The sequence below is a fragment of the Xanthobacter oligotrophicus genome, from assembly GCF_008364685.1.
Taxonomy (GTDB): domain Bacteria; phylum Pseudomonadota; class Alphaproteobacteria; order Rhizobiales; family Xanthobacteraceae; genus Xanthobacter; species Xanthobacter oligotrophicus.
Window position 1 is genome coordinate 110,540 of record NZ_VTTL01000008.1, and the last position, 24,178, is coordinate 134,717.

At 66.9% G+C, this 24,178-nt stretch carries 21 protein-coding genes; 15 read left to right on the forward strand and 6 right to left on the reverse strand.

The annotated features are described in order from the left end of the window. Nucleotides 1-34: 34 nt before the first annotated feature. From FZ033_RS14495 to FZ033_RS14545, 11 genes are all read left to right on the forward strand, one after another. Nucleotides 35-796 (forward strand): SDR family oxidoreductase, encoded by a 762-nt coding sequence (locus tag FZ033_RS14495; RefSeq protein WP_149576829.1) that lies wholly within the window; start codon nt 35-37, stop codon nt 794-796. A 21-nt stretch (nt 797-817) separates the two neighbouring features. Beyond that, complete coding sequence (locus tag FZ033_RS14500) at nt 818-1,840, forward strand: zinc-binding dehydrogenase (protein WP_149576830.1); 1,023 nt, start codon at nt 818-820, stop codon at nt 1,838-1,840. A 24-nt stretch (nt 1,841-1,864) separates the two neighbouring features. After that, complete coding sequence (locus tag FZ033_RS14505; RefSeq protein ID WP_149576831.1) at nt 1,865-2,800, forward strand: lipid A biosynthesis lauroyl acyltransferase; 936 nt, start codon at nt 1,865-1,867, stop codon at nt 2,798-2,800. 101 nt (nt 2,801-2,901) lie between these two features. Then, on the forward strand, nt 2,902-3,384 hold the full coding sequence (gene purE / locus FZ033_RS14510; protein WP_149576832.1) for a 5-(carboxyamino)imidazole ribonucleotide mutase: 483 nt from the start codon (nt 2,902-2,904) through the stop codon (nt 3,382-3,384). A 3-nt stretch (nt 3,385-3,387) separates the two neighbouring features. Further along, nucleotides 3,388-4,497, forward strand: coding sequence for a 5-(carboxyamino)imidazole ribonucleotide synthase (locus tag FZ033_RS14515; protein WP_149576833.1), 1,110 nt, complete (start codon nt 3,388-3,390; stop codon nt 4,495-4,497). 252 nt (nt 4,498-4,749) lie between these two features. Continuing rightward, a complete protein-coding gene (locus FZ033_RS14520) occupies nt 4,750-5,022 on the forward strand; it encodes a hypothetical protein (RefSeq protein WP_149576834.1) in 273 nt (90 codons plus the stop codon). A 242-nt stretch (nt 5,023-5,264) separates the two neighbouring features. Beyond that, the gene (gene rpsU / locus FZ033_RS14525) at nt 5,265-5,495 is read left to right on the forward strand and encodes a 30S ribosomal protein S21 (protein ID WP_012113273.1); all 231 of its coding nucleotides are present in this window, start codon (nt 5,265-5,267) and stop codon (nt 5,493-5,495) included. Nucleotides 5,496-5,925: 430 nt separating this feature from the next. Next, nucleotides 5,926-7,401, forward strand: coding sequence for a glucose-6-phosphate dehydrogenase (zwf, locus tag FZ033_RS14530; RefSeq protein WP_149576835.1), 1,476 nt, complete (start codon nt 5,926-5,928; stop codon nt 7,399-7,401). A 22-nt stretch (nt 7,402-7,423) separates the two neighbouring features. Beyond that, complete coding sequence (gene pgl, locus FZ033_RS14535) at nt 7,424-8,137, forward strand: 6-phosphogluconolactonase (protein WP_149576836.1); 714 nt, start codon at nt 7,424-7,426, stop codon at nt 8,135-8,137. A gap of 85 nt (nt 8,138-8,222) precedes the next feature. Then, nucleotides 8,223-9,878 carry a glucose-6-phosphate isomerase gene (pgi, locus tag FZ033_RS14540; protein WP_149576837.1) on the forward strand — a complete coding sequence of 552 codons (1,656 nt, stop codon included), beginning with the start codon at nt 8,223-8,225 and terminating at the stop codon, nt 9,876-9,878. 199 nt (nt 9,879-10,077) lie between these two features. Beyond that, complete coding sequence (locus FZ033_RS14545) at nt 10,078-10,299, forward strand: hypothetical protein (protein WP_210247903.1); 222 nt, start codon at nt 10,078-10,080, stop codon at nt 10,297-10,299. 166 nt (nt 10,300-10,465) lie between these two features. On the opposite strand, the gene oxlT (FZ033_RS14550) is transcribed toward FZ033_RS14545, so the two are convergent. From oxlT (FZ033_RS14550) to FZ033_RS14565, 4 genes are all read right to left on the reverse strand, one after another. Then, nucleotides 10,466-11,776: an oxalate/formate MFS antiporter gene (gene oxlT, locus FZ033_RS14550; RefSeq protein ID WP_149576839.1), complete on the reverse strand. Its 1,311-nt coding sequence runs from the start codon at nt 11,774-11,776 to the stop codon at nt 10,466-10,468. Nucleotides 11,777-12,466: 690 nt separating this feature from the next. Next, nucleotides 12,467-13,762, reverse strand: a complete 1,296-nt coding sequence (oxlT, locus tag FZ033_RS14555) for an oxalate/formate MFS antiporter (RefSeq protein ID WP_149576840.1) — start codon at nt 13,760-13,762, stop codon at nt 12,467-12,469. Nucleotides 13,763-13,868: 106 nt separating this feature from the next. Continuing rightward, entirely contained in the window at nt 13,869-15,098 is a 1,230-nt protein-coding gene (frc, locus tag FZ033_RS14560; protein ID WP_149576841.1) for a formyl-CoA transferase, read from the reverse strand. A gap of 269 nt (nt 15,099-15,367) precedes the next feature. Then, entirely contained in the window at nt 15,368-15,835 is a 468-nt protein-coding gene (locus FZ033_RS14565) for a CBS domain-containing protein (protein WP_149576842.1), read from the reverse strand. A gap of 398 nt (nt 15,836-16,233) precedes the next feature. Here FZ033_RS14565 and FZ033_RS14570 point away from each other — a divergent pair, with 398 nt between their 5' ends. Further along, the gene (locus FZ033_RS14570; protein ID WP_149576843.1) at nt 16,234-16,923 is read left to right on the forward strand and encodes a GntR family transcriptional regulator; all 690 of its coding nucleotides are present in this window, start codon (nt 16,234-16,236) and stop codon (nt 16,921-16,923) included. 70 nt (nt 16,924-16,993) lie between these two features. Here FZ033_RS14570 and carA read toward each other — a convergent pair whose 3' ends face one another. Beyond that, nucleotides 16,994-18,229 carry a glutamine-hydrolyzing carbamoyl-phosphate synthase small subunit gene (gene carA / locus FZ033_RS14575; protein ID WP_232847485.1) on the reverse strand — a complete coding sequence of 412 codons (1,236 nt, stop codon included), beginning with the start codon at nt 18,227-18,229 and terminating at the stop codon, nt 16,994-16,996. A gap of 228 nt (nt 18,230-18,457) precedes the next feature. Here carA and FZ033_RS14580 point away from each other — a divergent pair, with 228 nt between their 5' ends. Next, the gene (locus tag FZ033_RS14580) at nt 18,458-18,916 is read left to right on the forward strand and encodes a GatB/YqeY domain-containing protein (RefSeq protein WP_149576844.1); all 459 of its coding nucleotides are present in this window, start codon (nt 18,458-18,460) and stop codon (nt 18,914-18,916) included. Nucleotides 18,917-18,979: 63 nt separating this feature from the next. On the opposite strand, the gene FZ033_RS14585 is transcribed toward FZ033_RS14580, so the two are convergent. Next, entirely contained in the window at nt 18,980-20,395 is a 1,416-nt protein-coding gene (locus FZ033_RS14585; protein ID WP_149576845.1) for an alanine/glycine:cation symporter family protein, read from the reverse strand. 535 nt (nt 20,396-20,930) lie between these two features. Between FZ033_RS14585 and FZ033_RS14590 the strand changes: the two genes are divergently transcribed. Beyond that, nucleotides 20,931-21,974, forward strand: coding sequence for an acyltransferase family protein (locus FZ033_RS14590; RefSeq protein ID WP_149576846.1), 1,044 nt, complete (start codon nt 20,931-20,933; stop codon nt 21,972-21,974). Nucleotides 21,975-22,126: 152 nt separating this feature from the next. Then, nucleotides 22,127-24,046, forward strand: a complete 1,920-nt coding sequence (dnaG, locus tag FZ033_RS14595; protein WP_149576847.1) for a DNA primase — start codon at nt 22,127-22,129, stop codon at nt 24,044-24,046. Nucleotides 24,047-24,178: the final 132 nt, after the last annotated feature.

Below are 24,178 nucleotides of genomic sequence, written 5' to 3' on the forward strand. Positions count from 1 at the left end.
GGCTCCAGCTTCGCGCGGGAGAGGGGACGCAGCGATGACCGCCGCCGCTAAGCCCATCCTCGTCACCGGCGGTGGGCGGGGCCTTGGCGCCGCCATCGTGCGTGCGCTGGCGGCGGCGGGCTATCCCGTCACCTTCACCTACCGCTCGGCGGTGGCCGAGGCGCAGGCGCTGGTGGACGAGACCCGCGCCGCGCACCCCGATGCCGTCCTCTCCGCCCGCGCCCTGGACCTGGCCGACCGCGCCGCGGTGGAGGCCTTCGCCGAGGAGCTGGAGGCGGGGGAGACGCTCTACGGCCTGTGCCACAATGCCGGCGCCTCCTACGACACCCTTGCCGCCATGATCGACCAGGACAAGGCCGAGGCGGTGATGCAGGTGAACCATTTTGCCTTCGTGCGCCTGGCCCGCGCGGTGGTGCGGCCCATGACGCGGGCAAGGCAGGGGCGCATCGTCGCCATCGGCTCGGTGGCGGCGCTCCAGGCCAACCAGGGCAACTCCGCCTATGCCGCCTCCAAGGCGGCGCTGCTCGCCCATGTGCGCGGCCTTGCCATCGAGACCGCCCGGCGCGGGGTGACGGTGAATTATGTGGCCCCCGGCTTCATCGATACCGCCATGCTGGAAAAGTTCGCGGACTATCGCGCCAAGATGGAGGCGCAGATCCCTGCCGGCCGCTTCGCGACGCCCGATGACGTGGCGCAGGTGGTGGCCTTCCTCTTCTCCCCCGGCGCGGGCTATATGACCGGCGCCATCCTGCCGGTGGATGGCGGGCTTTCCGCCTCGCTCGCCGCCCACCGCTGAAACCTGATCCAGAGAAAAAGAATGCGTGGCCTCCAGCTCGTCTCCGACCGCAGCCTCGAACTCGTGGACCTGCCCGAACCCGACGCCCCCGGCGCCGGCGAGGTGCAGATCCGTGTCAAGGCGCTGGCGCTCAACCATATCGACGTGTGGGGCTGGCGCGGCATGGCCTTCGCCAAGCGCAAGATGCCCCTCGTGGTGGGCGCGGAGGCTGCCGGCGAGATCGTGGCGCTGGGCGCTGACGTGCGCGGCCTGAAGGTGGGGCAGACGGTGGCCATGTACGGCGCCATGACCTGCGGCCACTGCGTCAACTGCCTGAAGGGTCGCGACAATCTCTGCCAGAACGTGGGCGGCGTGCTGGGCTTTCACATCGACGGCTTCGCCCGCGACGTGATCAACATGCCCGAGCGCCTCGTGATCCCGGCGCCCGAGGGCGTCTCCTTCGAGGACGCGGCCTGCGCCGGCATCACCTTCTCCACCGTCGAGCACATGCTGTTCGACAACGCCCAGCTGGAGAAGGGCGAGACCGTGCTGGTGCATGCCGGCGGCTCCGGCATCGGCTCCGCCGCCATCCGGCTGGCCAAGGACGTGGGCGCCACCGTCATCACCACGGTAGGCGACGACGAGAAGCTGGCGAAGGCGCTGGCGCTGGGCGCCGACCACGTCATCAATTATCGCAAGGACCGTTTCGAGCACGAGGTCCGCAAGATCACCAAGAAGGTGGGCGTGGACGTGGTGTTCGAGCACGTGGGCGCCGACACCTGGAACGCCTCGCTGCTGTCCATGAAGCCCGGCGCGCGCCTCGTCACCTGCGGCTCCACCTCCGGCGTCAGCGTGCAGATGAACCTGATGCAGCTGTTCCAGCGCCAGTACAAGATCTTCGGCTCGTTCGGCGCCACCATCCGCAACGTGTCGGAAGGCCTTGAGAAGATGGGCCGCGGCATCAAGCCGGTGATCGACACGGTAGTGCCGCTGGAGAACTTCAACGAAGGCCTGGAGCGGCTGGAAAGCCGCAAGGTCTTCGGCAAGATCGTGGTGAAGTTCTAAGAGCCCTGTGCGGCGCGCCCGGCCGTGACCCGCCTCCCCTGCTCCGCCCGCCGCCTGCTGTTCCGGTTGCGCCTTGGTCTGCAGCCGGTGGTGGAGATGCTGGTGGGCGGCTATGTGCGCGCCTCCATCTGGTGGCTGCGCCTTTGGCCGCTCTGGCTGTCGGCCGGGGGCATGGCGTTCTGGGCACGCACGTTCGCCCCCTTCTTCGCGGTGAGCAAGGTGGCGCGGCGCAACCTCACCGCCGCCTACCCTGAGAAGAGCAAGGGCGAGATCAGCGCCCTGGTGCGCGGGGTCTGGGCCAACATGGGCCGTCTCGCCGCCGAGTTCGCCCAGCAGGACCGCCTGTGGGACTACGATCCCGCACGGCCCGGCGAAGGCCGCGTGGAAGTGGTGGGCGCCGAGATTTTCCAGCGCCTGCGCGATGACGGGCGCCCGGCTTTGTTCTTCACCGCCCACACCGGCAATTGGGAAATGTGCGCCATCGCCGGCGCCAAGTTCGATGTGCCCGGCGGCGTGCTCTATCGCGCACCCAACAACAAAAGCGCCGCCGCGCTGATCGAGGAGATGCGCTCCGGCACCATGCCGGGCCTCATCCGCGCCGGGCGCGACGCCGGCCGCCAGATGGCGCGCATGCTGGCCGAGGGGCAGCATCTCGGCATGCTGATCGACCAGTATTGGACCGGCGGGCCGGAAGTGACCTTCTTCGGCCGGCCCTGCGCCACCAACCCGACGCTGGCGCGCCTCGCCCGGCAATTCGATTGCCCGGTTCACGGCATGCGCGTCATCCGCCTGCCCGGCGCCCGCTTCCGCGTGGAGATCACGGAAGAGATCGCCCTGCCCCGCGATGCCGAGGGCAAGATCGACGTGGTGGGTGCCATGCAGGCCGTCACCAGCGTGATCGAGGGCTGGGTGCGCGAATATCCCGACCAGTGGCTGTGGCTCCACCGCCGGTGGCGGTGAGGCCCGGCGCCCCGAGGCGGACAGGAGAGTTGGCCGCAACCCTTGCCCCGGCTGCGGCGATCCTATAAAGCCGCGCTTTCCGTTTTAAGGGGTCTTGAGGGATGAGCACGGCTGACGTTGCCGTCATCATGGGCAGCCAGTCCGATTGGGAGACCATGCGCCACGCGTCCGAGACGCTGGAAGCGCTGAAGATCCCGCACGACAGCCGCATCGTCTCCGCCCATCGGACGCCCGAGCGCATGTACGACTTCGCCCGCAGCGCGAAGGCGCACGGCTTCAAGGTGATCATCGCTGGCGCTGGCGGGGCGGCGCACCTGCCGGGCATGGTGGCAGCGCTCACCACGCTGCCGGTGTTCGGCGTTCCGGTGCAGTCGAAAGCCCTGTCCGGCCTCGACAGCCTCTATTCCATCGTCCAGATGCCGGCCGGCGTACCGGTGGGAACGCTCGCGATCGGCGTTGCCGGGGCGACCAATGCGGCGCTGCTGGCGGCCTCCGTGCTGGCGCTCTCGGACCCGGCCCTGTCCCAGCGCCTCGAAGCCTGGCGCGCGGCCCGCACCGGGGCGGTGGCGGAACGGCCGGCCTGAGCCATGCTGAAACCCGGAAGCGTCATCGGCATCCTCGGCGGCGGCCAGCTCGGCCGCATGATCGCGCTCGCGGCGGCGGAGCTGGGCCTGAAGACGCACATCCTGTGCCCGGACAAAGACAGCCCCGCCTTCCATGTGAGCGAACACCACATCTGCGCGCCCTATGACGATTTCGCGGCACTGGAGCGCTTCGCGGCGGGCGTGGACGTGGTGACCTACGAATTCGAGAACGTGCCGCTCGCCACTGCCGAGTTCCTCGCCGCCCGCGTGCCCCTGAGGCCGGGGGCAAAAGCCCTCGCCATCACCCAGGACCGGCTGGCGGAAAAGAGCTTCGTGCGCGACCTCGGCATCGAGACCGCGCCGTTCGCCGCGGTGGACGACCTCGCGGGCCTTGAGGCGGGAGTGGCGGCGCTCGGTCTGCCGGCGGTGCTGAAAACCCGGCGCTTCGGCTATGACGGCAAGGGGCAGGTGATGATCCGCCCGGAGGAAGACCTCACCGCCGCCTGGCATGCGCTGGGCCGGCAGAGCGCGATCCTGGAGGGCTTCGTCGCCTTCGAGCGCGAGGTCTCGGTGGTGGCGGCGCGGCGCGCCGATGGCGCGTTCCAGGCCTTCGACGTGACCGAGAACGTGCATCGCGAGCACATCCTGCACACCTCCACCGTGCCCGCCACTCTGTCGGTGGCCGCGGCGCGGCAGGCCCGGTCCATCGCCCGCGCCATCGGCGATGCCCTCGACTATGAGGGCGTGTTCGCGGTGGAGCTGTTCGTGGTGGGATGCGGCGCGGACGAACGGGTGATCGTCAACGAGATCGCCCCGCGGGTGCACAACAGCGGGCACTGGACCCAGGACGGCGCCGTGACCTCCCAGTTCGAGCAGCACGTGCGCGCCATCGCCGGCTGGCCGCTGGGCGAGGTTGCACGCATCGGCCGGGTGCAGATGACCAACCTCATCGGCGCCGACGTGCACGACTGGCATGCGCTGCTCGCCGAGCCCGGCGCCCACGTCCATCTCTACGGCAAGGACGAGGCCCGCGCCGGCCGCAAGATGGGCCACGTGGTGCGGGTGCGCCGCGATCCGGAAGCCTGCACCAACATTCCCGACGACGGCTGCTAGAGCGTTTTCGAGCGAAGTGGACACCGGTTCGCGTGAAGAAAACGCGTCAATGCAAGAGTCTAGAGCGCTTTTTCATCGACGCGGATACCAGTGCGGGGGCTGTCACAGCCCTGCCATCAAGCCTCACCAAAATACCATCTTAAGCTTGACGTTCCGCGACCTGAGGCGAATCGCCATGGCGACTCTGGCCTCTCCATGAGTCATATGTGCGCAACCCAGTATCCATACTATAATACCACGTTGGTTCAGGGAATGCCGGTGGCCCAGGATCGCTTCAAGGACTGGCTGCGCGAGCTTGCGCGGCACATGGCCCGTACGGGCCGCTATGGCAGCTGGCGTCTGATCCAGATCGAGCTGCGTTTCATGCAGGGCATCCGGGAGGCGGCAAACTGCTTTGCCGATTCCGAGATCCGGACGGAGCTGGATGCCCTGTGCCGCGAGGCGCAGAAGCAGGCGGGGCGGGCCATCGCCCTGCCCGCGCTGGAACCCTCCACCGATTCTGCGTTCGCCGTCGCCACGCGGTGATCGCATCCGCGGGGGACCTTGTGGACCGGCCGGCGCGAAGATGAGCCGGCACAAGGCCCCGCCTCGCTTTTCCGGCGCATCAGGCGAGTGGACAAGGCTCAAGGCTTCTGATAAGAGAGCAGCCTTCCGGATGAGCTGAAGTCGAGCGAAAGGCTCGCGCTTCCCCGGTCCGGGTGTTCAGATCAAAGTTGGCCAGATCACGGCTTGCTGGGCTCGGCGCAACAGCTCGAAGAGGTAAACACGTGCAAGTTCTCGTCCGCGACAACAATGTTGATCAGGCCCTCAAGGCGCTCAAGAAGAAGATGCAGCGCGAGGGGATCTTCCGCGAGATGAAGCTGCGTGGCCATTACGAGAAGCCCTCCGAGAAGCGCGCCCGCGAGGAGGCCGAGGCCATCCGTCGCGCCCGCAAGCTTGCTCGCAAGCGCGCCCAGCGCGAGGGTCTCATCCCCTCCAAGCCGCGCCCGACCCGCTGATCCTGCCGACGCCGCACGGTCCTCAACCGACGCGGCGCAGCACCTCCCAGTTTCGAGCCGTTTCAACCGCGCGTGCCTGCACGCGCTGATCTTGCTTGCCTGATACCTCAAGACCGCACGCGCCCACCCGCTGACCCATGGGCGGCGCGATTGGTGTGCGTCACGATCTGGTGGAGCGCATGCGACCGCGCTGAAGATCGCCGCCCCCGGCACCTCTTGTCCCGAGCCATCCCGCCTTCATCAACATCGCGCATGCTGCCCCATAGATGCGCAGTGCCAGCGAACCCGCGTGAACAGGGCGCGTGGTCCAGCGACCAGTTAGCGGTGCAATCCGATCGGAACGTGATCTAGAGTGCCAACGGCGGACGAGGGTGCGGCGGTCCAGGCTCGCACCGGGTGCGGCAGGCGCCGTGGTCAGGGGGAGAGGCTCATGGTTGCGCGTGTGGTCGCGGTCGACCCCTTCGATATCATCGTGTTCGGCGCCACCGGTGACCTCGCGCGGCGTAAGCTGCTGCCGGCCCTGTTCGAGCGCGATCTCGCCGGCCAGATGCCCGACGAGGCCCGCATCATCGGCGTGTCGCGGCGTCCCATGGAGCGGGCGGCATTCCAGGACTTCGCCCGGGACGCCGTGGAGATGTCCGACGGCATCGAGGATGCCCGCCCGGACCGCCTGGCCCATTTCCTCGACCGGCTCGACTATGTGGCGGTGGACGCCCAGTCCGACGCCGGCTGGGCGGACCTTGCCCGCCTGCTGGAGGAGGGGCGCGACCATGTCCGGGTGCTCTACCTCGCCGTGGGCCCGGACCTGTTCGATCCCATCTGCGCGCGCATCGGCGCCCACGGCATCGTCACCGACAAGACCCGCGTTGTGGTTGAAAAACCCGTGGGCAAGGATCTCGCCTCAGCGCTGAAGGTCAATGCCGCCGTCGGCAAGGTCTTCCGCGAGGAAGCGGTGTTCCGCATCGACCATTATCTCGGCAAGGAGACGGTGCAGAACCTGATGGCGCTCAGGTTCGCCAACGCCCTGTTCGAGCCGGTGTGGAACAATGCCCACATCGACCATGTACAGATCACGGTAGCCGAGAGCATCGGCACCGCCGGCCGCGCCGGTTACTACGATACCGCCGGCGCCCTGCGCGACATGGTGCAGAACCACATTCTGCAACTGCTCTGCCTGGTCGCCATGGAGCCCCCCGTGTCGCTGGACGCCGATGCGGTGCGCGACGAGAAGCTGAAGGTTCTCAAAGCCCTCACCCCCATCACCGAGGCTAATGCCGCCCAGCTTACCGTGCGCGGCCAGTATCGCGCCGGCGCCTCGGCGGGCGGGGCGGTGCCGGGCTATCTGGAGGAGCTGGGCTCCGCCACCTCGGAGACCGAGACCTTCGTGGCGCTGAAGGCGGAGATCGGCAACTGGCGCTGGTCCGGCGTGCCGTTCTACCTGCGCACCGGCAAGAGGCTGGCCTCGCGGGTGTCGGAGATCGTGGTGGCGTTCCGGCCCATCCCCCATTCGGTGTTCGATGCGCAGGCGGGGCCCATCATGGCCAACCGCCTGGTCATGCGGCTCCAGCCCGACGAGGGCGTGAAGCTGTGGCTGATGATCAAGGATCCCGGCCCCGGCGGCATGCGGCTCCAGCACGTGCCCCTCGACATGAGCTTCGCCAGCGTGTTCGGCGTGCGCAACGCCGACGCCTACGAGCGGCTCATCATGGATGTGGTGCGCGGCAACCAGACCCTGTTCATGCGCCGCGACGAGGTGGAGGCGGCCTGGAACTGGATCGATCCCATCCTGGATGCCTGGCGGACCTCCCGCGAACCGCCCAAGCCCTATACCGCCGGCACCTGGGGTCCCTCCGCCGCCATCGCCCTCATCGAGCGGGACGGACGGACCTGGACCGACGATGCCTGAGGCCGCCATTTCCGAGACCCCCATGACGACACCCGCCTTCCCCTTCGCCCTCGCCGCTTACGACGACCCCGCCGCACTCGCCCGCGCCCTGGCGGCGCACGTAGCGGAGGCGCTACGGGCCCGCGTCGCCCGCGACGGATCGGCGAGCCTCGCCATCTCCGGCGGCCGCACGCCGACGCGCTTCTTCGAGACCCTGTCCGGCGCGCCGCTGGACTGGAGCCGCATCGCGGTGACCCTGGTGGACGAGCGCTGGGTGCCGGAGACCTCGGAGCGCTCCAACGCCGCCCTGGTGCGGCGCCACCTGCTGAAGGGGCCGGCCGCCGCCGCGCGCTTCGTGCCGCTCTTCACCGGCGCGCCGACGCCGGAAGACGGACTTGCGGACGCCGAAGCGGCCGTCGCCGCCCTGCCCGCTCCGTTCGCCGCCGTGGTGCTGGGCATGGGGGACGACGGGCACACCGCTTCCTTCTTCCCTGGTGCAGAGGCTCTTTCCGCCGCCATCGACCCGGGCGGCACGGCGCGCCTCATGGCGGTGCGGGCCGAAGGGGCCGGCGAGCCGCGCATCACCTTCACCCTGCCGCCCCTCGTCGCGGCCGACCTGCTGCTCCTCCACATCGAAGGCGCAACCAAGCGCGCGGTGCTGGAGCGGGCTGCGGCCGGTGGCGATGCGGCGGAACTGCCCATCCGCGCCGTGCTCGGCAACGCCCCCAGGCCGCTCGACGTGCTCTGGTGTCCCTGAAGCCTGATTTGCTCGCCTCTCATTTCCTTCCCGCGACCCGGGTTCCCACATTGCCCGCAAAGGGCCTGACGGAGATTTCGCGCCCATGACGTCCATCGCCCCGTCCAACGCCCTCGCGACCGACGCCGCCTTCAAGGCCCTCGCCACCGCCTGGACCGCCCGCGAGGGACGCATCCTCGACCTGTTCACGACGCCGGACCGGTTCGAGCGCTTTTCGGTGGCCTATGGCGACCTGCTCATCGACTTCTCCAAGACTGCCATCACGGACGACATCCTCAAGCTGCTCCTCGACCTCGCCCGCGCGGGCGGGGTGGAGGCGCAGCGCGACGCCATGTTCGCCGGCGACCACATCAACCTCACCGAGGATCGCGCGGTGCTGCACACCGCTTTGCGCGACCAGGCGAGCGAGACCATCCAGGTGGACGGCATCGACGTGAAGCCCGGCGTGGTGGAGACGCTGGCGCGGCTGGGCGATTTCGCTTCGGGCGTGCGCGAAGGCCGCATCGCCGGAGCGCGGGGCAGCGTCATCACCGACGTGGTGAACATCGGCATCGGCGGCTCGGATTTGGGGCCGGCCATGGTGACGCTGGCGCTCGCGCCCTACCACGACGGGCCGCGCTGCCACTTCGTCTCCAACGTGGACAGCGCCCACATCACCGACGTGCTGAAGAGGCTCGACCCCGCCACCACCCTGTTCATCGTGGCCTCCAAGACCTTCACCACGGTGGAGACCATGACCAACGCCGCCACCGCGCGCGCCTTCATCGTGAATGCGCTGGGCGAGGAGGCCGTGGGCGCCCATTTCGCCGCCGTCTCCACGGCGCTCGACAAGGTGGGGGCCTTCGGCATCCCCGCCGATCGCATCTTCGGCTTCTGGGACTGGGTGGGCGGGCGCTATTCGGTGTGGTCGGCCATCGGCCTGCCGCTCATGCTCGCCATCGGCCCGGACCGGTTCCGGGAATTCCTCGCCGGCGCGGCGGCCATGGACGAGCACTTCCGCTCCGCTCCCCTCGACCAGAACCTGCCGGTGCTGCTGGGTCTCGTCGGGCTGTGGCATCGCAATGCCTGCGGCTTCCCGAGCCGCGCCATCATCCCCTACGACCAGCGCCTCGCCCGGTTGCCGGCCTATCTCCAGCAACTCGACATGGAGAGCAACGGCAAGAGCGTGACACGGGACGGGACCGCCGTTGCCCGGCCCACCGGCCCCATCGTGTGGGGCGAGCCCGGCACCAATGCGCAGCACGCTTTCTTCCAGCTGTTGCACCAGGGCACGGATATCGTGCCGGTGGAATTCCTGGTGGGGGCGCAGAGCCACGAGCCGACGCTGAAGGACCACCAGGACCTGCTGGTGGCCAATTGCCTTGCCCAGTCCGAGGCGCTGATGCGCGGGCGCACGCTGGAGGAAGCCACGGCCCAGCTCAAGGCCAAAGGCATGGCCGAGGACAAGGTGGCGGAGATCGCGCCCCATCGCGTCTTCCCCGGCGACCGCCCGTCGCTGACCATCGCCTATGCCACCCTCGACCCGTTCACCCTCGGGCGCATCATCGCGCTCTACGAACACCGGGTGTTCGTGGAAGCGGCAGTGTGGGGCATCAACGCCTTCGACCAGTGGGGCGTGGAACTGGGCAAGGAGCTCGCGACCCAGTTTCTGCCGGCCGTCACCGGCGGCGCGCTGCCGCCGAGCGCTTCGGCGTCCACCTCCGGCCTGATCGCCCATCTCGACGCCGTCGCCGGGGGCTGATCCCTTCCCTTTAGGCAGGTAGCGCGTTCTTCCCGCCAGCTCCCGCATGTGCGATGCTGCTATGCAGCAATGCGGGGGTTCCTCTGCGTATTATGTATACCACATCGATCTCAGCCTGCGCTATGAAGAGGTCGATCCCGGTGGTGCATCGCACATGAGGGCTCATTCGGGGGCGGCACTTGAGGTGCCTGGAGAGAAGATGATGAACGCGCTTGAACTGACGGCCTTCGGCCTTTTCGGCATTGTGCTCTCGCTCGCGGTTACCGGCCTGAACGCACAGAAGCCTTATATGTCGGTCGCCGGCGGCATGGGCATTCCGGTGGAAGACGTTCTGCTGCAGCCGTCCGAGCCGCGTTTCGCCTCTGTGCACACCGCCGCCAACGGCGCGGTGGAAGTGGCCGTCGCGCCCCACCACAACTGATGAAGCCCCCTCGGGGTGGATCGGGGACCTTCGGTGTCCAGATGCACCTGCGGACAGAAAGAAGGGAGCGGCAAGCCGCTCCCTCAAGGTAGGCCCGGGGTAGGAGGGCCAAAGTGAAGTCCGAGGACGGGACCGGGTTTCCCCGCCCCCGTCCGTCGGCCAATCTTCAGCTGACGACCTTGGCGCTTTGGACCTCCACGTCCTCCTTCGCCGCCGCTCCCAGCACGAAGCGGGCGCGCAGCGGCTTCAGGACGAAGAGCGCCATGAGCGCGGCGATGGCGTTGACGCCCGCCGTCAGCATGAACACTAGGTCCCAGTTGCCGAGCTTGGCAACCGCGACCGAGGCCAGCGGCACCACGAGCGAGGCAGTGCCCTTCGCGGTGTAGAGCAGGCCAGCGTTGGTGGTGGCGAAACGCGAGCCGAAGGTGTCGCCGCAGGTCGCCGGGAACAGCGAGTAGATCTCACCCCAGGCGAAGAAGACGAGGCCGGTGAGGATCACGAACGCGATCGGGTCGGCACCGAAATGGGCCAGAGCCAGCACGCCCACCGCTTCCAGCGAGAAGGCGATGAACATGGTGTTCTCGCGCCCGATATTGTCCGACACCCAGCCGAAGAACGGGCGGGTGACGCCGTTGAGTACCCGGTCGATGGACAGGGCGAAGGTCAGGGCCGGCAAGGTGAGGCCCATGATCGAGACCGGCACGTCGGCGATCTTGAAGTCCTTGGCGATGGAGCCGAGCTGGGCCGTGGCCATCAGGCCGCCCGCCGCCACCAGCACGAACATCAGGTACATGACCCAGAACACCGGGGCCTTCAGCATCTCCCCCGGACCATAGCTGCGACGGCTCTGGGTGGTGGAGGTGGAGGCGACGACCGGCACCTGGCCGGGCTTCGGGCTCATCAGGAACAGCGACGCGACGAGCACGACGGCACCCTGGATCAGGCCGAAGAACAGGAAGGTGTGCTCGTAGCCCTGCGCCTTGATCATGGCCGCGATGGGCACGATGGTCAGGGCCGATCCGGCGCCGAAGCCGGCGGCGGTGATGCCAGCGGCAAGGCCGCGGCGATCGGGGAACCACTTCAGCGCCGCACCCACGGCCGTACCGTAGACCGCGCCGGCGCCGGCGCCGCCGAGGGCGGCCGAGATGTACAGCATGGTGAGGCTGGAGGCGATGGAGTTGAGCCCCCAGGACAGGGCACACAGGATGCCGCCGATAAACACCACTGGCCGCGGCCCGAACTTGTCCACGAACCAGCCTTCCACCGGGACCAGCCACGTCTCGAACACGACGAAGATGGTAAAGGCCACCTGGATGGCGGCGCGACCCCACTGGTGTTTCTCGTTCATCGGTTCGACGAACAGCGTCCAGCCGTACTGGAGGTTGGCGATCATGGACATGCAGACCACGCCGATGGCGAGCTGCATCCATCTTCCGCCCAACGGCCCGCGCACGGGCGTCGAAAGATTCTGCGACATTTCCTTCCCTTTCTCACTGGGGATCATCGAAAGCGATGAACGGCCCGTGACGGTCACCATTCTTGATGCGGGCCTTCTTGACCGAGCCCGCTCGCGTACCGAGAAGGAATCTGTATCAAAAATACGGTATACATAATGCGTTTAACGGCTATGTAACTGATACATTCCGTTGTTTTCAGGGGTTATCCGGAAGGGGAAGACCGCTTTCGCACGGCACGACCGAGCAGAGAACAGGTCCATATTCTTGATTCTTGATCGCATGCTCTCGACGGCGAGGCATATAACGTCACTTTCTACATCGACACAATTGCGACCGATTGACAACCAATCCCGCGAATGCATCCGAAGACCTGCACGAGCACATGGACCTCTCGTGGTGTTCAGATCGTGGCACACAGACGAAAAAAGCCCCGGCACAAGGCCGGGGCTTGAGGGGCCGCCACTTGGACGGCGGAGGGACGGGTTCGGTCGCCTTAGCCGGCGCATGGCGCTGGCGGGGCGAAGCCCGGGGGCGCGCCGACCGGGTCCTGATCCGGACCTAGATCGTTCACGCGCCCTTGCCTTTGGGCTTCCGGATAGGCGCCGATCGCCCTGCACCGCAGGATGACCGGAAAACATGTCGTGTCTTCTTGAACTTGAACCTTGCGGACCGACCAGGCCGGGCGCGCCGACCCGGTCGGATCTGAAAGGTCAGGCCGTCGCTTCGCGGGTCGTGGTCGCTGCGGCGGCCGCCTCGGCATTTTGCCGGTGGTGGCGCACCAGCATGGGCCGCAGGACGAAGAGCGCACCGAACGCCGCGGTCAGGTCCATGGCCGCCACCGTGTAGAGCACGGTGGTCCAGGTGCCCGTCGCCTCCATCAGGATGTTGGCGAGCGGCACCAGCAGGGCGGCGAAGCCCTTGGCCGTATAGAGCATGCCGTAGATCTTGCCGATGTGCTTGGAGCCGAAGGTATCCGCGGCAGTCGCCGAGAACAGGGAGTAGACTTCGCCCCAGGCCAGGAAGACGATGCCGGACAGGATGATGAACGCCCACGGATTGTGGCCGAACGTGCCCAGCGCGACGATGCCGATGCCTTCCATGGCGAAGGCGAAGAACATGGTCTTCTCACGGCCGATATGGTCGGAGATCCAGCCGAAGAAGGGGCGGGAGAAGCCGTTCAGGATGCGGTCCAGCATCAGGGCGAAGGGCAGCGCCGCCATGGCGAAGAAGTAGAGGTCGACGTTGATGTGCTTCACGCCGAGGTCTTCGGCGATCACGCCCAGCTGCGCCACGGCCATAAGGCCGCCGGACACGGTGAGGATGAACAGGGTGAGCATGATCCAGAACACGGGGGTCCGGAGCGCCTCGCCCAGGGTGTAGTCACGCCGGCTCTGGGCAACGTTGGACGAATAGACCGTTTCGGTCTTGGACGGCGCCCGCAGGAAGCCGGCCGCAAGCAGGATCACCGCGCCCTGGATCAGGCCGAAGGTGAAGAAGGTATCCTGATAGCCGCTCGTCTTGATCATGGCGGCGATGGGCAGGATGGTGAGCACGGTACCCGAGCCGTAGCCGGCCGCGGTGAGGCCCACGGCGAGGCCGCGGCGATCCGGGAACCACTTCAGCGCGGCGTTCACGCAGGTGGCGTAGACGCAGCCGACGCCGATGCCGCCCACCGCCGCCGCCACATAGAGCGCCGTCAGGGATTCGGCATAGGAATTGAGCACCCAGGACAGGCCGGTGAACACACCGCCGACAAGCACCATGACCCGCGGGCCGTACTTGTCGATGAAATAGCCCTCGATGGGCGTCAGCCAGGTCTGCACCACGACGAAGACGGTGAAAGCCACCTGCACGGAGGCACGCGTCCATCCGCGCGTGGAGACGATTTCCGGGACGAAGAGCGTCCAGGAATACTGGATGTTCGCCGCGGCGACCATACAGACGATACCGGCGACAAGTTGCAGCCAGCGATTGGTCGCAGGCGCCTTTACTGCTGCTTCAACCATTTTTCCTACCCCTTGAGACTTTTTATATTTTTGATGTTGGTAACCGCTCCACCCTCTTTTTGTCCCTCATGGAGCGGCGGATGTTCAAACGGGCGTTTTTCTCCCGTCAGACTGCACCGGCGGCACGCATGCCGGCGATCTCTTCGTGGGTGTAGCCGAGCGTGGCCAGCACCTCGTCCGTATGCTCGCCGAGGAGCGGCGCGCGCTCGACGGGAACATGGCTTGCGGACAAATGGATGGGAGATCCCACGGTGACATAGGTGCCGCGCTCGGGATGCGGCACCTCCACCAGGAACCCACGGTCATAGAGTGCGCGGTCCTCCAGGATGTCCTTGGTGGACAGCACCGGGCCGCAGGGCACGTCGATGGCCTTCAGAGCGGCCATGACATCGAACTTGGTGCGCTTGGCGGTCCAGCGCTCGATGATTTCGAAGCACTGGTCGAGCCTCTGGGCCCGCGCCTCGTGGGAGGCGAATTTCACGTCGTCGATGAGGTCCTTGCGGCCCACCAGCCGCATCAGCGGCGCCCAGCCCTGGGGCTGGATGATGACGTAGCAATAATCGTTCTCGCCCCCCGGCGCGCAGCGCAGGGCCGCGCCCGGCTGGCCGCCACCCGAGCAGTTGCCGGCCCGCGGCACGCAGTCCCCTTCCGGAGCGCCGGGATATTCGGTGAGCGGCCCGGCGTCGAGACGCTGCTGGTCGCGCAGCTTCACGCGCAGAAGGTTCACCACGCAGTCCTGCATGGCCACGTCCACCTTCTGGCCCTCCCCCGTGACGGTGCGCTGGTAGAGCGCCGCGAGGATGCCGGTGACGCAGTGGATGCCGGTGCCGGTATCGCCGATCTGGGCGCTGGAGGCGGTGGGCGGTCCGGAGCGCCAGCCCGTGGTGCTCATGGCGCCGCCCATGGCCTGGGCGATGGTCTCATAAGCCTTGGCGTCAACGCCGGCGCCCTCCGCGAAGCCACGGATGGAGGCATAGATCAGGCGGGGGTTACGGGCGCGGACGGCCTCGTAACCGAAGCCCTGACGATCCAGCACGCCGGGGCCGAAATTCTCGACAAGCACGTCGCAGGCGTCGATCAGGCGGCCCATGGCCTCCTGGCCCTGCGGCGTCTTGATGTTGATGGTGACGCTCTGCTTGTTGGCGTTCAGCATCGTGAAGTAAAGGCTGTCCACATTGGACTTGTCCCGCAGCTGCGAACGGGTGATATCCCCGCGCCGCGGCATCTCAACCTTGATAACCTCAGCCCCCAGCCACGCAAGAAGTTGCGTCGCGGACGGGCCGGACTGCACGTGCGTCATGTCCAGGACGCGCACGCCGTCGAGCGCCTTGCCCATGCATCCACTCCCGGATTTCCCTGCCCTGATTTGCGGAGCCGCCGGTCTGCGCCGGCTTGCCTTTCGCTGGGTTGCCGGCTTTCGCCGGCGCGCCATGTTCTGCAAATGCCGGCTTCGCCGGCCTGTCTTGCTTGGGTTTGCCGACTTCTGCCGGCAGGGACTGGACCCTGAGGGCATCGTCCGCGGTACTTTTGTGTACTGAATTACGTATGCCAGATACAAAATGTAGCACCGTCATTCGGTCCCCGCAATCACTTTGCGTAGGGACCTCACCTAAGGGCGGCGAGACCTGCTTCCATGCCCGCGCTGACCGGCTCGCGAAGGGCCGCTTCCTCTTCCTTGAGGTAGTGGCGCATGAGATCGGTGGCGCTGATGACGCCGACGAGACTGTAGTTCTCGATGACGGGAAGGTGGCGCACCTGGTGCTCCACCATCAGCCGCAGCACCGTCTCGATGCTGTCAGCGAGGCTGCAGCTGATCACTTCCCGCTTGAGCAGGCTGGCGAGAACCATCTTGGGCGTGTTGGCGCCATGCTCCAGCACGGCACGGGTGACATCGCGCTCGGAAAAGACTCCGACCACGGTGTTGCCTTCGGTGCGGCACACGTCCTTGACGATGACGGAGGAGATGTTCTCCCGCTTCATCACCAATACGGCGTCGGCCACGGTTTCATGCATGCGCAGGGTAATGATGCGGGTATCGCGCTTGGCCCGCAGCATGTCGTCCACGGTCATCATCGGCGTTCTCCCCTGGCTCGGGCATGGGCTGGAGGCTTGTCGTGCAAGCGGTCCGCAGCGCGCATCCCGACTACGTTCAGAACCGGATTCACCGATCAGATCGATTTGACCTGATCGGACCCAGCTCTGTGTTCGCCGTCATGGGCGGGGCTTGGGCCAAATAGGCCACCCCGTCTTCTGGGAGAGATGCTGGTATTCAAAATACATTCTGTCAACGCGCACCGCGGCATGAACCGGCCCATATCTTTGCTGCATCGCAATGCAACTAGGCAGCAGGTGCGGCATTGCTTACCACCTGCAATCATGCTGCCATTAGATATGATGTATATGGTGGGCAAAGGCGGGAATCACGCGGCGCCGATCCGGCGAACCTGATCAGCCAGGGGCGAAAGGGTGCGATGACGTACCAGGATATCAACGTGAAGCCGATCGAGACGGAATCGAGCTTCCGGATGAAGGCGTACAAGGCGCTGAAGGCGGCCATCATGGAGATGGACATCTACAGCCACCCCGAGGAGATCCGCCTCGAGGAACGCCAGCTCTCCGAGCGGCTCGGCGTCTCGCGCACGCCGATTCGCGAGGCCATGACCCTGCTGGAGCAGGAGGGCTTCGTGCGCTCCGTGCCGCGCCGCGGCATCTTCGTGGTCCGCAAGACCAAGCAGGAGGTGATCGAGATGATCACCGTCTGGGCAGCGCTGGAGAGCATGGCCGCGCGCCTCGCCTGCGAGCGGGCCAGCGAGGGGGAGATCCGCCTGCTGCGCGAGAACGTGCGCGCCTTCGCCAACCGCGATCCGGAAGACTACGTCTCGGAATATTCCGAGGCGAACCTCGCCTTCCACAAGCTCATCATCCGCATGTCCGGATGCCAGCTCATCGCCGAAACCACGGAAAACCTGTTTCCGCACATGCGCGGGGTCCGCAAGGTCACCATCGGCCAGGACCACCGCGCCCAGCGCTCCATCGTGGACCACACGAAGATCGTGGAAGCCATCGAGAAGCGCGACCCGGACCTTGCCGAGCGCCTGGTGCGCGAGCACACCATGGGCCTTGCCCGTCATGTGGCCGAGCACGGCAACTTCCTGGACTGACCCGACGGCGACGCACGCAACAAAAAAGGCCGGCGCATGCGCCGGCCTTTTTTGCTTTTCACGGACGCCCTCAGGCCGCCTTGTGCTTGCCAATCATCTCGATGAAGCGGTCGAACAGATAGTGGCTGTCCTGAGGGCCGGGGCTCGCCTCGGGGTGGTACTGCACCGAGAACACCGGCCGGTCCGCCAGCGCGATGCCGGCGTTCGAGCCGTCGAACAGGGAGACATGGGTCTCCACCGCGTTCTTGGGCAGGGTCTCGCGGTCCACCGCGAAGCCGTGGTTCATGGAGGTGATCTCCACCTTGCCGGTGGTGAGGTCCTTGACCGGATGGTTCGCGCCGTGGTGGCCCTGGTGCATCTTCACCGTACGCCCGCCCACCGCGAGGCCGATCATCTGGTGGCCGAGACAGATGCCGAAGGTCGGCACACCGGTCTCGATGATCTGGCGGATCACCGGCACAGCGTATTCCCCCGTGGCCGCCGGATCGCCGGGGCCGTTGGAGAGGAACACGCCGTCCGGCTTCAGGGCCAGGATGTCGTCGGCCGAGGAGGTGGCAGGAACCACCGTCACCTTGCAGCCGGCGCGGGCGAGCAGGCGCAGGATGTTGCGCTTCACGCCATAATCCACCGCCACCACATGGTGACGGGGCGCATCCTGGTGGCCATAGCCCTTTTCCCATTCCCAGGTGGTCTCGTCCCAGCCGAAGCGCTGGGCGGAGGTGACGCCGGGCACAAGATCCATGCCGACGAGACCGGGCCAGGCCCGCGCCTCCGCCTTCAGCGCCTCGATGTCGAAGACGCCGTCGGCGGAATGGGCGATGACCGCGTTGGGCATGCCCGCCTCGCGGATGAGGGCGGTGAGCGCGCGGGTGTCGATGCCGGTGATGCCGGGAATGCCGCGCGCCTTCAGCCATTCATTCAGGTGGCGGGTGGCGCGGTAGTTGGACGGCTCGGTGACGGCGGTGCGCAGCACCACGCCGCGGACGCCCGAGGCGGCGGCCATGGACACCGTCTCGATGTCTTCCTCGTTGGTCCCCACGTTGCCGATGTGCGGGAACGTGAAGGTGATGATCTGGCCCGCGTAGGAGGGATCGGTCAGGATCTCCTCATAGCCGGTGATGGCGGTGTTGAAGCACACCTCGCCGGCGAGCCGGGCTTGCGCGCCGATGCCGAATCCTTCGAGGACCGTGCCGTCCGCGAGGACGAGGACAGCGGTGGGCTTGGGCTCGCTCCAGCCTTCGGCGGAGGGGCGCACATCCCGGCCTTCGGCCGGGGCGGTCGGGGCGTGGTCTTGTTCGGTGGTCATAGATCGCCTAGATAGAGCCTCGCGCGTCGCGTTTCCAGCGTCCCGCACCGAATTTGTGCGGCGCGGCGCCGGACGGTCGAGGGACCGGGGAGGAAACGAGCCTCCGCAGGCTGGCATTCCGGATGGAACCGAAGGCTTGCGACCGGGTCGGCCCGGCACCTTTGCTCTCCCCGCCACCCCGGCCCGCCCACTTATCCATTCCTTCTTTCAATCTAAGGACGACGTTCCGTGCTTCGTGACGACATCAACACGGCCCTGAAAGAGTCGCTGAAGGCCCAGGACAAGCGCCGCACCGGCACGCTCCGGCTGATCAACGCGGCGCTGAAGGACCGCGACATCGAGCAGCGCGGCCAGGGCAAGGATCCCCTCACCGACGACGAGTTGCGCGCCCTGCTGGCCAAGATGGTCAAGCAGCGCGAGGAAAGCGCCAAGATCTACGAGGAGAATGCCCGCCCCGAGCTCGCCGAGCAGGAGCGCGAGGAGATCACCTATATTCAGGCCTTCCTGCCGCAGCAGCTCTCGGAAGCCGACACCCGTGCCGCCATCAAGGCGGTGATCGCGGAGATCGACGCCAAGGGCATCAAGGACATGGGCCGCACCATGGCGGTGCTGAAGGAGCGCCACGCCGGCGCCATCGACTTCGGCAAGGCCTCCGGCTGGGTGAAGGAAGCCCTCACCGCGGCCTGAGGCCGCTCGCCGGCGGGTGCTGGCCGCCGGCTTCCGTCTCTTTTCCCTGAAGGCAACGCCCGGTCAGCCCCGGCGCTTCCAGATGTCTCCGTCCACGCCCGGCGGCAGGTCCGGCATGTCCGCCGCGATGAAGACGGGCTCCACGCCGGCCTTGCGCTTGGCGAGATAGTCCTGCGCCAGCCGGACCACCGTGCCCGACAGCAGCACGATGGCCACCAGGTTGATGGAGGCCATGAGCCCCATGGAGGCGTCGGCCGCGTTGAACACGGTGGCGACGCTCTGCACCGCGCCCCACACCACCATGGCGAGCACGCCAATGCGCAGGAGCACCACCCCGGACACATGACCGTGGCCGAGGAACACCAGCGCGTTCTCCGCATAGGAGTAGTTGCCGATGATGGAGGTGAAGGCGAAGAAAAAGATGGCGATTGCGACGAAATAGCGTCCCAGCCCGCCCACATGGGCTTCCAGCGCCGCCTGGGTGAGCTGCGTTCCGGTGGCTGTCCCCAGCTCCACGCCCGACAGCAGGATGAGCAGCGCGGTGGCGGTGCAGATCACGATGGTGTCGATGAACACGCCCAGGGACTGCACGAAGCCCTGGCTCACGGGGTGGTGCGGATTAGGCGTCGCCACGGCGGCGATGTTGGGCGCGCTGCCCATGCCGGCCTCGTTGGAGAACAGGCCGCGCTTCACCCCGTTGAGCATGGCCGCGGCCACCGCTCCCGAAACGCCGCCGGCCGCCGGCTCGAGGCCAAAGGCGCTGCCGACGATATGGCCGAGCGTGGCCGGCACCGCGCCGAGATGGGTCACGAGCGCGTAGAGCGCGAGGACCACATAGGCGAGCGCCATGAACGGCACCACCAGTTCGGCGGTGCGCGCGATGGCGGCGATGCCGCCAAAGATAATGACGCCCGAAAGCGCGGCGATGACCAGCCCGGTCCCGAGCTTGGGCACGCCGAACGCGCCCTGCATGGCGTCGGCGATGGAATTGGCCTGCACGGCGTTGAAGACCAGGCCGAAGGAGAGGATGAGGCAGACCGAGAACACCCCGCCGGCCCACGGCGCCTTGAGTCCGCGCGCGATGTAGAAGGCCGGCCCTCCGCGATAGCGGCCCTTCTCGTCCTTCACCTTGTAGAGCTGGGCGAGCGTGCTCTCGGCGAAGGCGGTGGCCATGCCGAGGGCCGCCACCACCCACATCCAGAAGATGGCGCCGGGCCCGCCGAGGGTGAGCGCCACGGCGACCCCGGCGATGTTGCCGGTGCCCACCCGCGAGGCGAGCGAGGTGCACAGGGCCTGAAACGGCGTGATGCCGGACTTGTCGGTGGCATCCGCCCGCAGCACTGAGCGCAGCATCTCCGGAAAATGCAGGATCTGGATGAGGCGCAGGCGGAAGGTGAAATACACGCCCACCGCCAGCAGGCCGTAGATGAGGATATAGCCCCAGAAGATCGTGTTCAGGACATCGATCAGTGCGTCCATTGCGCCCCGGCCCCCGTGCAACGACCACGTGCACCGCTCAGGCTAGCGACGGGTTGCCACAGGGTCCACAGGGATTCGCACCGGAAGGTACCGCTCCGCCGCGCCATGGCACGCTGTGGATAACGAGGACAGCGCGGCGCGGATGGCGTCCGGTCGACGGTCGCTGACGCGCGCCTGGCATCCACCTCCCGGCCCCACAAGCGGCGGTATCTTAATGGCGCAACCCACTTCAACGCCCACATGAACCCAAGTTGGGGAGGCGCGATTCGCAATTTCGGAAATTACAGCCCAAAAGTTGCATCACAGCATCTTTCACCGCACCGCAATCAGAGATACCGTAACGTGATCGGTGGCTGGGTACAGATTATGGGTTAGGGGGCCGCATGATGAGCGCCTTGGATTACCGCATTGCAAGTCGGGCCGGGTCGCTCGCCTCCCTGGGTCCGCTCGTCACCGGCCAAAGGTGCAGTCGTGCTGCGGGCCGAAGTGTCGTCTCAACTTGTGGTGCGCGCTGCATCCGCGCGGCCATCGCCCGATGAAGCCCGGACTAACCGACAAGCAAGGCGCAAAAGGTGAGCCGGGCAGCCTGTCCCGGACCATGGACGGGCCAAGGATCAGGGCGGATTGGGTCGACGGCGCCAAAGGCATCAGCATCTGCCTCGTGGTGCTGTGGCACACGGCCGGGGCAGACCTTTTCGTCAACACCCTTCTGATTTTCGTGCGCATGCCGCTGTTTTTCTTTGCCGCAGGCTTCTTCGCGGCAAAGGCCATCAGCGGCAGTTGGGCGAGCCTGCTCAAGAACAGATGCCTGAACTATTATTATATCTACGTCGTATGGATGACAATTTTCTTCACAATGGTCGTGTGCGTACGTGAGTTGAAGAATGGCACGCCGCCCCACATTTCAGATTATCTGATAAATTTCGTTTTACCGCTGGAATATCTCTGGTTCATTTTCGCGCTGGCCCTGCTCTTCGCCGTGGCCAAACTGGCGCGCCTGCTGCCGAAACCGGCCGTGATCGGCATTCTGCTCCTCGCCTATGCCGTCAGCGTCGCCGACGGCCAGTGGGAACCCCTCACCTTCGCAACGCGCATGGCGCGCCTGCCGCTGTTCTTCATCCTCGGCACCTATGCGTTCACCGCAGTGAACACCCATTCCCACACCTACCGGCTGCTGTGGCCAGTGACGCTCGCGGCCTTCCTCGCCCTCAGCGCCACGATCCTGCTCTTCGATATCGATCACCTCGCACCCCTCACGCTGGTGGCGAGCGCGCTCGGCATCTTCGCGGTCTGCCAGTTCTGCCAGGTGGTGGAGGGCACGGCCATCGGAGCCGGCCTCGGCTTCATCGGCCGGCACACCCTCTACATCTACCTCCTGCACAAGATCCTGATCGTCTATCTCATCAATGGGTTCGCCCTCATGGGCCTGTCGGGGCTACCCGCAACCCCCTACCTGGTCTTCGCCACCGCGCTGCCCCTGTCCCTGATCGGGGGACTGGTGCTGTCACGCATCGCGCCCTGGCTGTTCGAGGCGCCTTGGGTCGGCAGGCCACAATCCAAGATTGCGACATCATCCTGATTCGCCGGTAAGCAGCGCTTTACAAGGAAGGCCCCGCCTCCCACTGTTACAGGTCTCGTCCCGCGGCACCCGTCATGCGGCCCCGGCGGCCCCAGGCGCCAGCGCCGCGATATCGCGCTCACGTCCAACAGACCAGGCACAGACCAGGCCATATGCGCTTTCCGCCCGCCTTCCTCGACGAGATCCGTGCCCGCCTCCCGGTGTCGGAGGTGGTGGGCCGGCGCGTCAAGCTGAAGAAGCAGGGGCGAGAGTTCGCCGGCCTCTCTCCCTTCAACGCGGAGAAGACTCCGTCCTTCTTCGTCAACGACCAGAAGGGCTTCTACCACTGCTTCTCCTCCGGCAAGCACGGGGACGTGTTCGATTTCCTGATGGAAACGGAGGGCGTGCCCTTCGGCGAGGCGGTGGAGCGGCTCGCCGCCATGGCCGGCCTGCCCCTGCCGCAGGAGACCCCGGAGGCCGCCGCGAAGGAGCGCCGCCGCCACACCCTGTTCGAGGTCATGTCCCTTGCCGCCCGGCATTTCGAGGAGACGCTGCAATCGCGCCTCGGGGCCAAGGCGCGCGGCTACCTCGCCGACCGGGAACTGGGCGCCGCCACCCAGAAGCGATTCGGCCTCGGCTATGCCGCCGGCGAGCGCTTCCGCCTGAAGGAGGCGCTGGGCAAGGCCGGCGTGCCGGTGGAGGACATGGTGGAAGCGGGCCTGCTGATCGCTGGCGAAGACATCCCCGTGCCCTACGACCGCTTCCGCGACCGGGTCATGTTCCCCATCACCGACCTGAAGGGCCGCATCGTCGGCTTCGGCGGGCGGGCCCTCGAGAAAGACGTTCCGGCGAAATACCTTAACTCCCCGGAAACGGTGCTCTTCCACAAGGGATCGCTGCTCTATAACGGCGCCGCCGCCCGCACCGCCGCCCAGTCGGGCGCGCGGGTGATCGCGGTGGAAGGCTATGTGGACGTGATCGCCATGGCCGAGGCCGGCTTCGGAGCCACCGTGGCGCCCCTGGGCACGGCGCTGACCGAGGATCAGTTGCAGTTGCTCTGGCGCATGTCGGAAGAGCCGCTACTGCTGTTCGACGGCGACAAGGCCGGCCGCCGCGCCGCCCATCGCGCCATCGACCTCGCCCTGCCGCACCTGAAGGCCGGGCGCAGCCTCGCCTTCGCCACCCTGCCGGACGGGCAGGACCCCGACGACCTCATCCGCCGCTCCGGCCGCGAGGCCATGGAAAGCGTGCTGGCCCAGGCGCGGCCGCTGGTAGCGGAACTGTGGGCACGCGAGAGCGAGACCGCCACCCTCGACACGCCGGAGCGTCGCGCGGGCTTAGAGGCGCGCCTCGGCGAGGTGGTCTCCGCCATCGCCGACGAGACGGTGCGCAAGCACTATCGCCAGGAATTGCTCAGCCGCTTCAATGCCTTGGTCTCCCCCCAGGACCGCGCGCCGGCCCGGGCCCGGCGGGAGGGCTGGAAGGAGGGCTGGCAGCCGTCCGGCGGCCGCCGCGGCGCGCCTTTGCCCCCGCCCCTGGTGCCGCGCGGTACCGAGATCGCGCGCAGCGCGCTGGTGCGCGGGCCCATGGCGGCCCTGCCCCGCAACGAGGCGCTCTTGCTGTTCTGCCTCATCAACCACACTTTCCTGCTGGACGAGGCGGACGAGGACGTGGCAAGCCTGCCACTGGCCAACCCGGAGGCGGACCGCCTGCGTCGCATCCTGATCGACGCCCACCTCGAAGGCGCCGATTCCGACGCCCTCACGGAGCGTCTGGGGCGGGAGGATATCGACGCTCTCACCCGCCGGGTGAAGGCACTCGCCAATCCTCGGCACGACTGGCCGGCATATCCAGATACCGCACAAAGCGATGTCCGGCTCTGGTGGCATCAGCGGACGGCCTTGCATCGCAAGGCCCACGCGCTATCTAGAGAGTTGAAGGAGGCCGAACGCAGCCTGGGGGAAGATCCCAGTGAAGCCAATTTTGCCTGGCTTCGGGACGTCCGCGAGCGCCTTTCGGCGCTGGACGGAACCGAGGCACTGGTGGAAGGCTTTGGTGCGTCATCAGGCCGGAGTGCGGTGCGCTCCCTTTGAATCGGCCATGGTCCTGGAACGCGATTCCGGGAACAAAGGAAGTTCAAGGCGGGCTGCGGCACTCTTTTTTCGCTTTCCGGCTGTCGGCTACCCCATGGTGGCCACATCGGTGAGCGAAGCAGAATGAAAGGG

What these genes read in the sequence shown, in the direction of transcription:
- FZ033_RS14495 (WP_149576829.1), top strand. Translation starts at nt 35, where the DNA reads ATGACCGCCGCCGCTAAGCCCATCCTCGTCACCGGCGGTGGGCGGGGC.
- FZ033_RS14500 (WP_149576830.1), top strand. Translation starts at nt 818, where the DNA reads ATGCGTGGCCTCCAGCTCGTCTCCGACCGCAGCCTCGAACTCGTGGAC.
- purE (WP_149576832.1), top strand. Translation starts at nt 2,902, where the DNA reads ATGAGCACGGCTGACGTTGCCGTCATCATGGGCAGCCAGTCCGATTGG.
- FZ033_RS14515 (WP_149576833.1), top strand. Translation starts at nt 3,388, where the DNA reads ATGCTGAAACCCGGAAGCGTCATCGGCATCCTCGGCGGCGGCCAGCTC.
- FZ033_RS14520 (WP_149576834.1), top strand. Translation starts at nt 4,750, where the DNA reads ATGCCGGTGGCCCAGGATCGCTTCAAGGACTGGCTGCGCGAGCTTGCG.
- zwf (WP_149576835.1), top strand. Translation starts at nt 5,926, where the DNA reads ATGGTTGCGCGTGTGGTCGCGGTCGACCCCTTCGATATCATCGTGTTC.
- pgl (WP_149576836.1), top strand. Translation starts at nt 7,424, where the DNA reads ATGACGACACCCGCCTTCCCCTTCGCCCTCGCCGCTTACGACGACCCC.
- pgi (WP_149576837.1), top strand. Translation starts at nt 8,223, where the DNA reads ATGACGTCCATCGCCCCGTCCAACGCCCTCGCGACCGACGCCGCCTTC.
- FZ033_RS14545 (WP_210247903.1), top strand. Translation starts at nt 10,078, where the DNA reads ATGATGAACGCGCTTGAACTGACGGCCTTCGGCCTTTTCGGCATTGTG.
- oxlT (WP_149576839.1), bottom strand. Translation starts at nt 11,776, where the DNA reads ATGTCGCAGAATCTTTCGACGCCCGTGCGCGGGCCGTTGGGCGGAAGA.
- oxlT (WP_149576840.1), bottom strand. Translation starts at nt 13,762, where the DNA reads ATGGTTGAAGCAGCAGTAAAGGCGCCTGCGACCAATCGCTGGCTGCAA.
- frc (WP_149576841.1), bottom strand. Translation starts at nt 15,098, where the DNA reads ATGGGCAAGGCGCTCGACGGCGTGCGCGTCCTGGACATGACGCACGTG.
- FZ033_RS14565 (WP_149576842.1), bottom strand. Translation starts at nt 15,835, where the DNA reads ATGATGACCGTGGACGACATGCTGCGGGCCAAGCGCGATACCCGCATC.
- FZ033_RS14570 (WP_149576843.1), top strand. Translation starts at nt 16,234, where the DNA reads ATGACGTACCAGGATATCAACGTGAAGCCGATCGAGACGGAATCGAGC.
- carA (WP_232847485.1), bottom strand. Translation starts at nt 18,229, where the DNA reads ATGACCACCGAACAAGACCACGCCCCGACCGCCCCGGCCGAAGGCCGG.
- FZ033_RS14585 (WP_149576845.1), bottom strand. Translation starts at nt 20,395, where the DNA reads ATGGACGCACTGATCGATGTCCTGAACACGATCTTCTGGGGCTATATC.
- FZ033_RS14590 (WP_149576846.1), top strand. Translation starts at nt 20,931, where the DNA reads ATGAAGCCCGGACTAACCGACAAGCAAGGCGCAAAAGGTGAGCCGGGC.
- dnaG (WP_149576847.1), top strand. Translation starts at nt 22,127, where the DNA reads ATGCGCTTTCCGCCCGCCTTCCTCGACGAGATCCGTGCCCGCCTCCCG.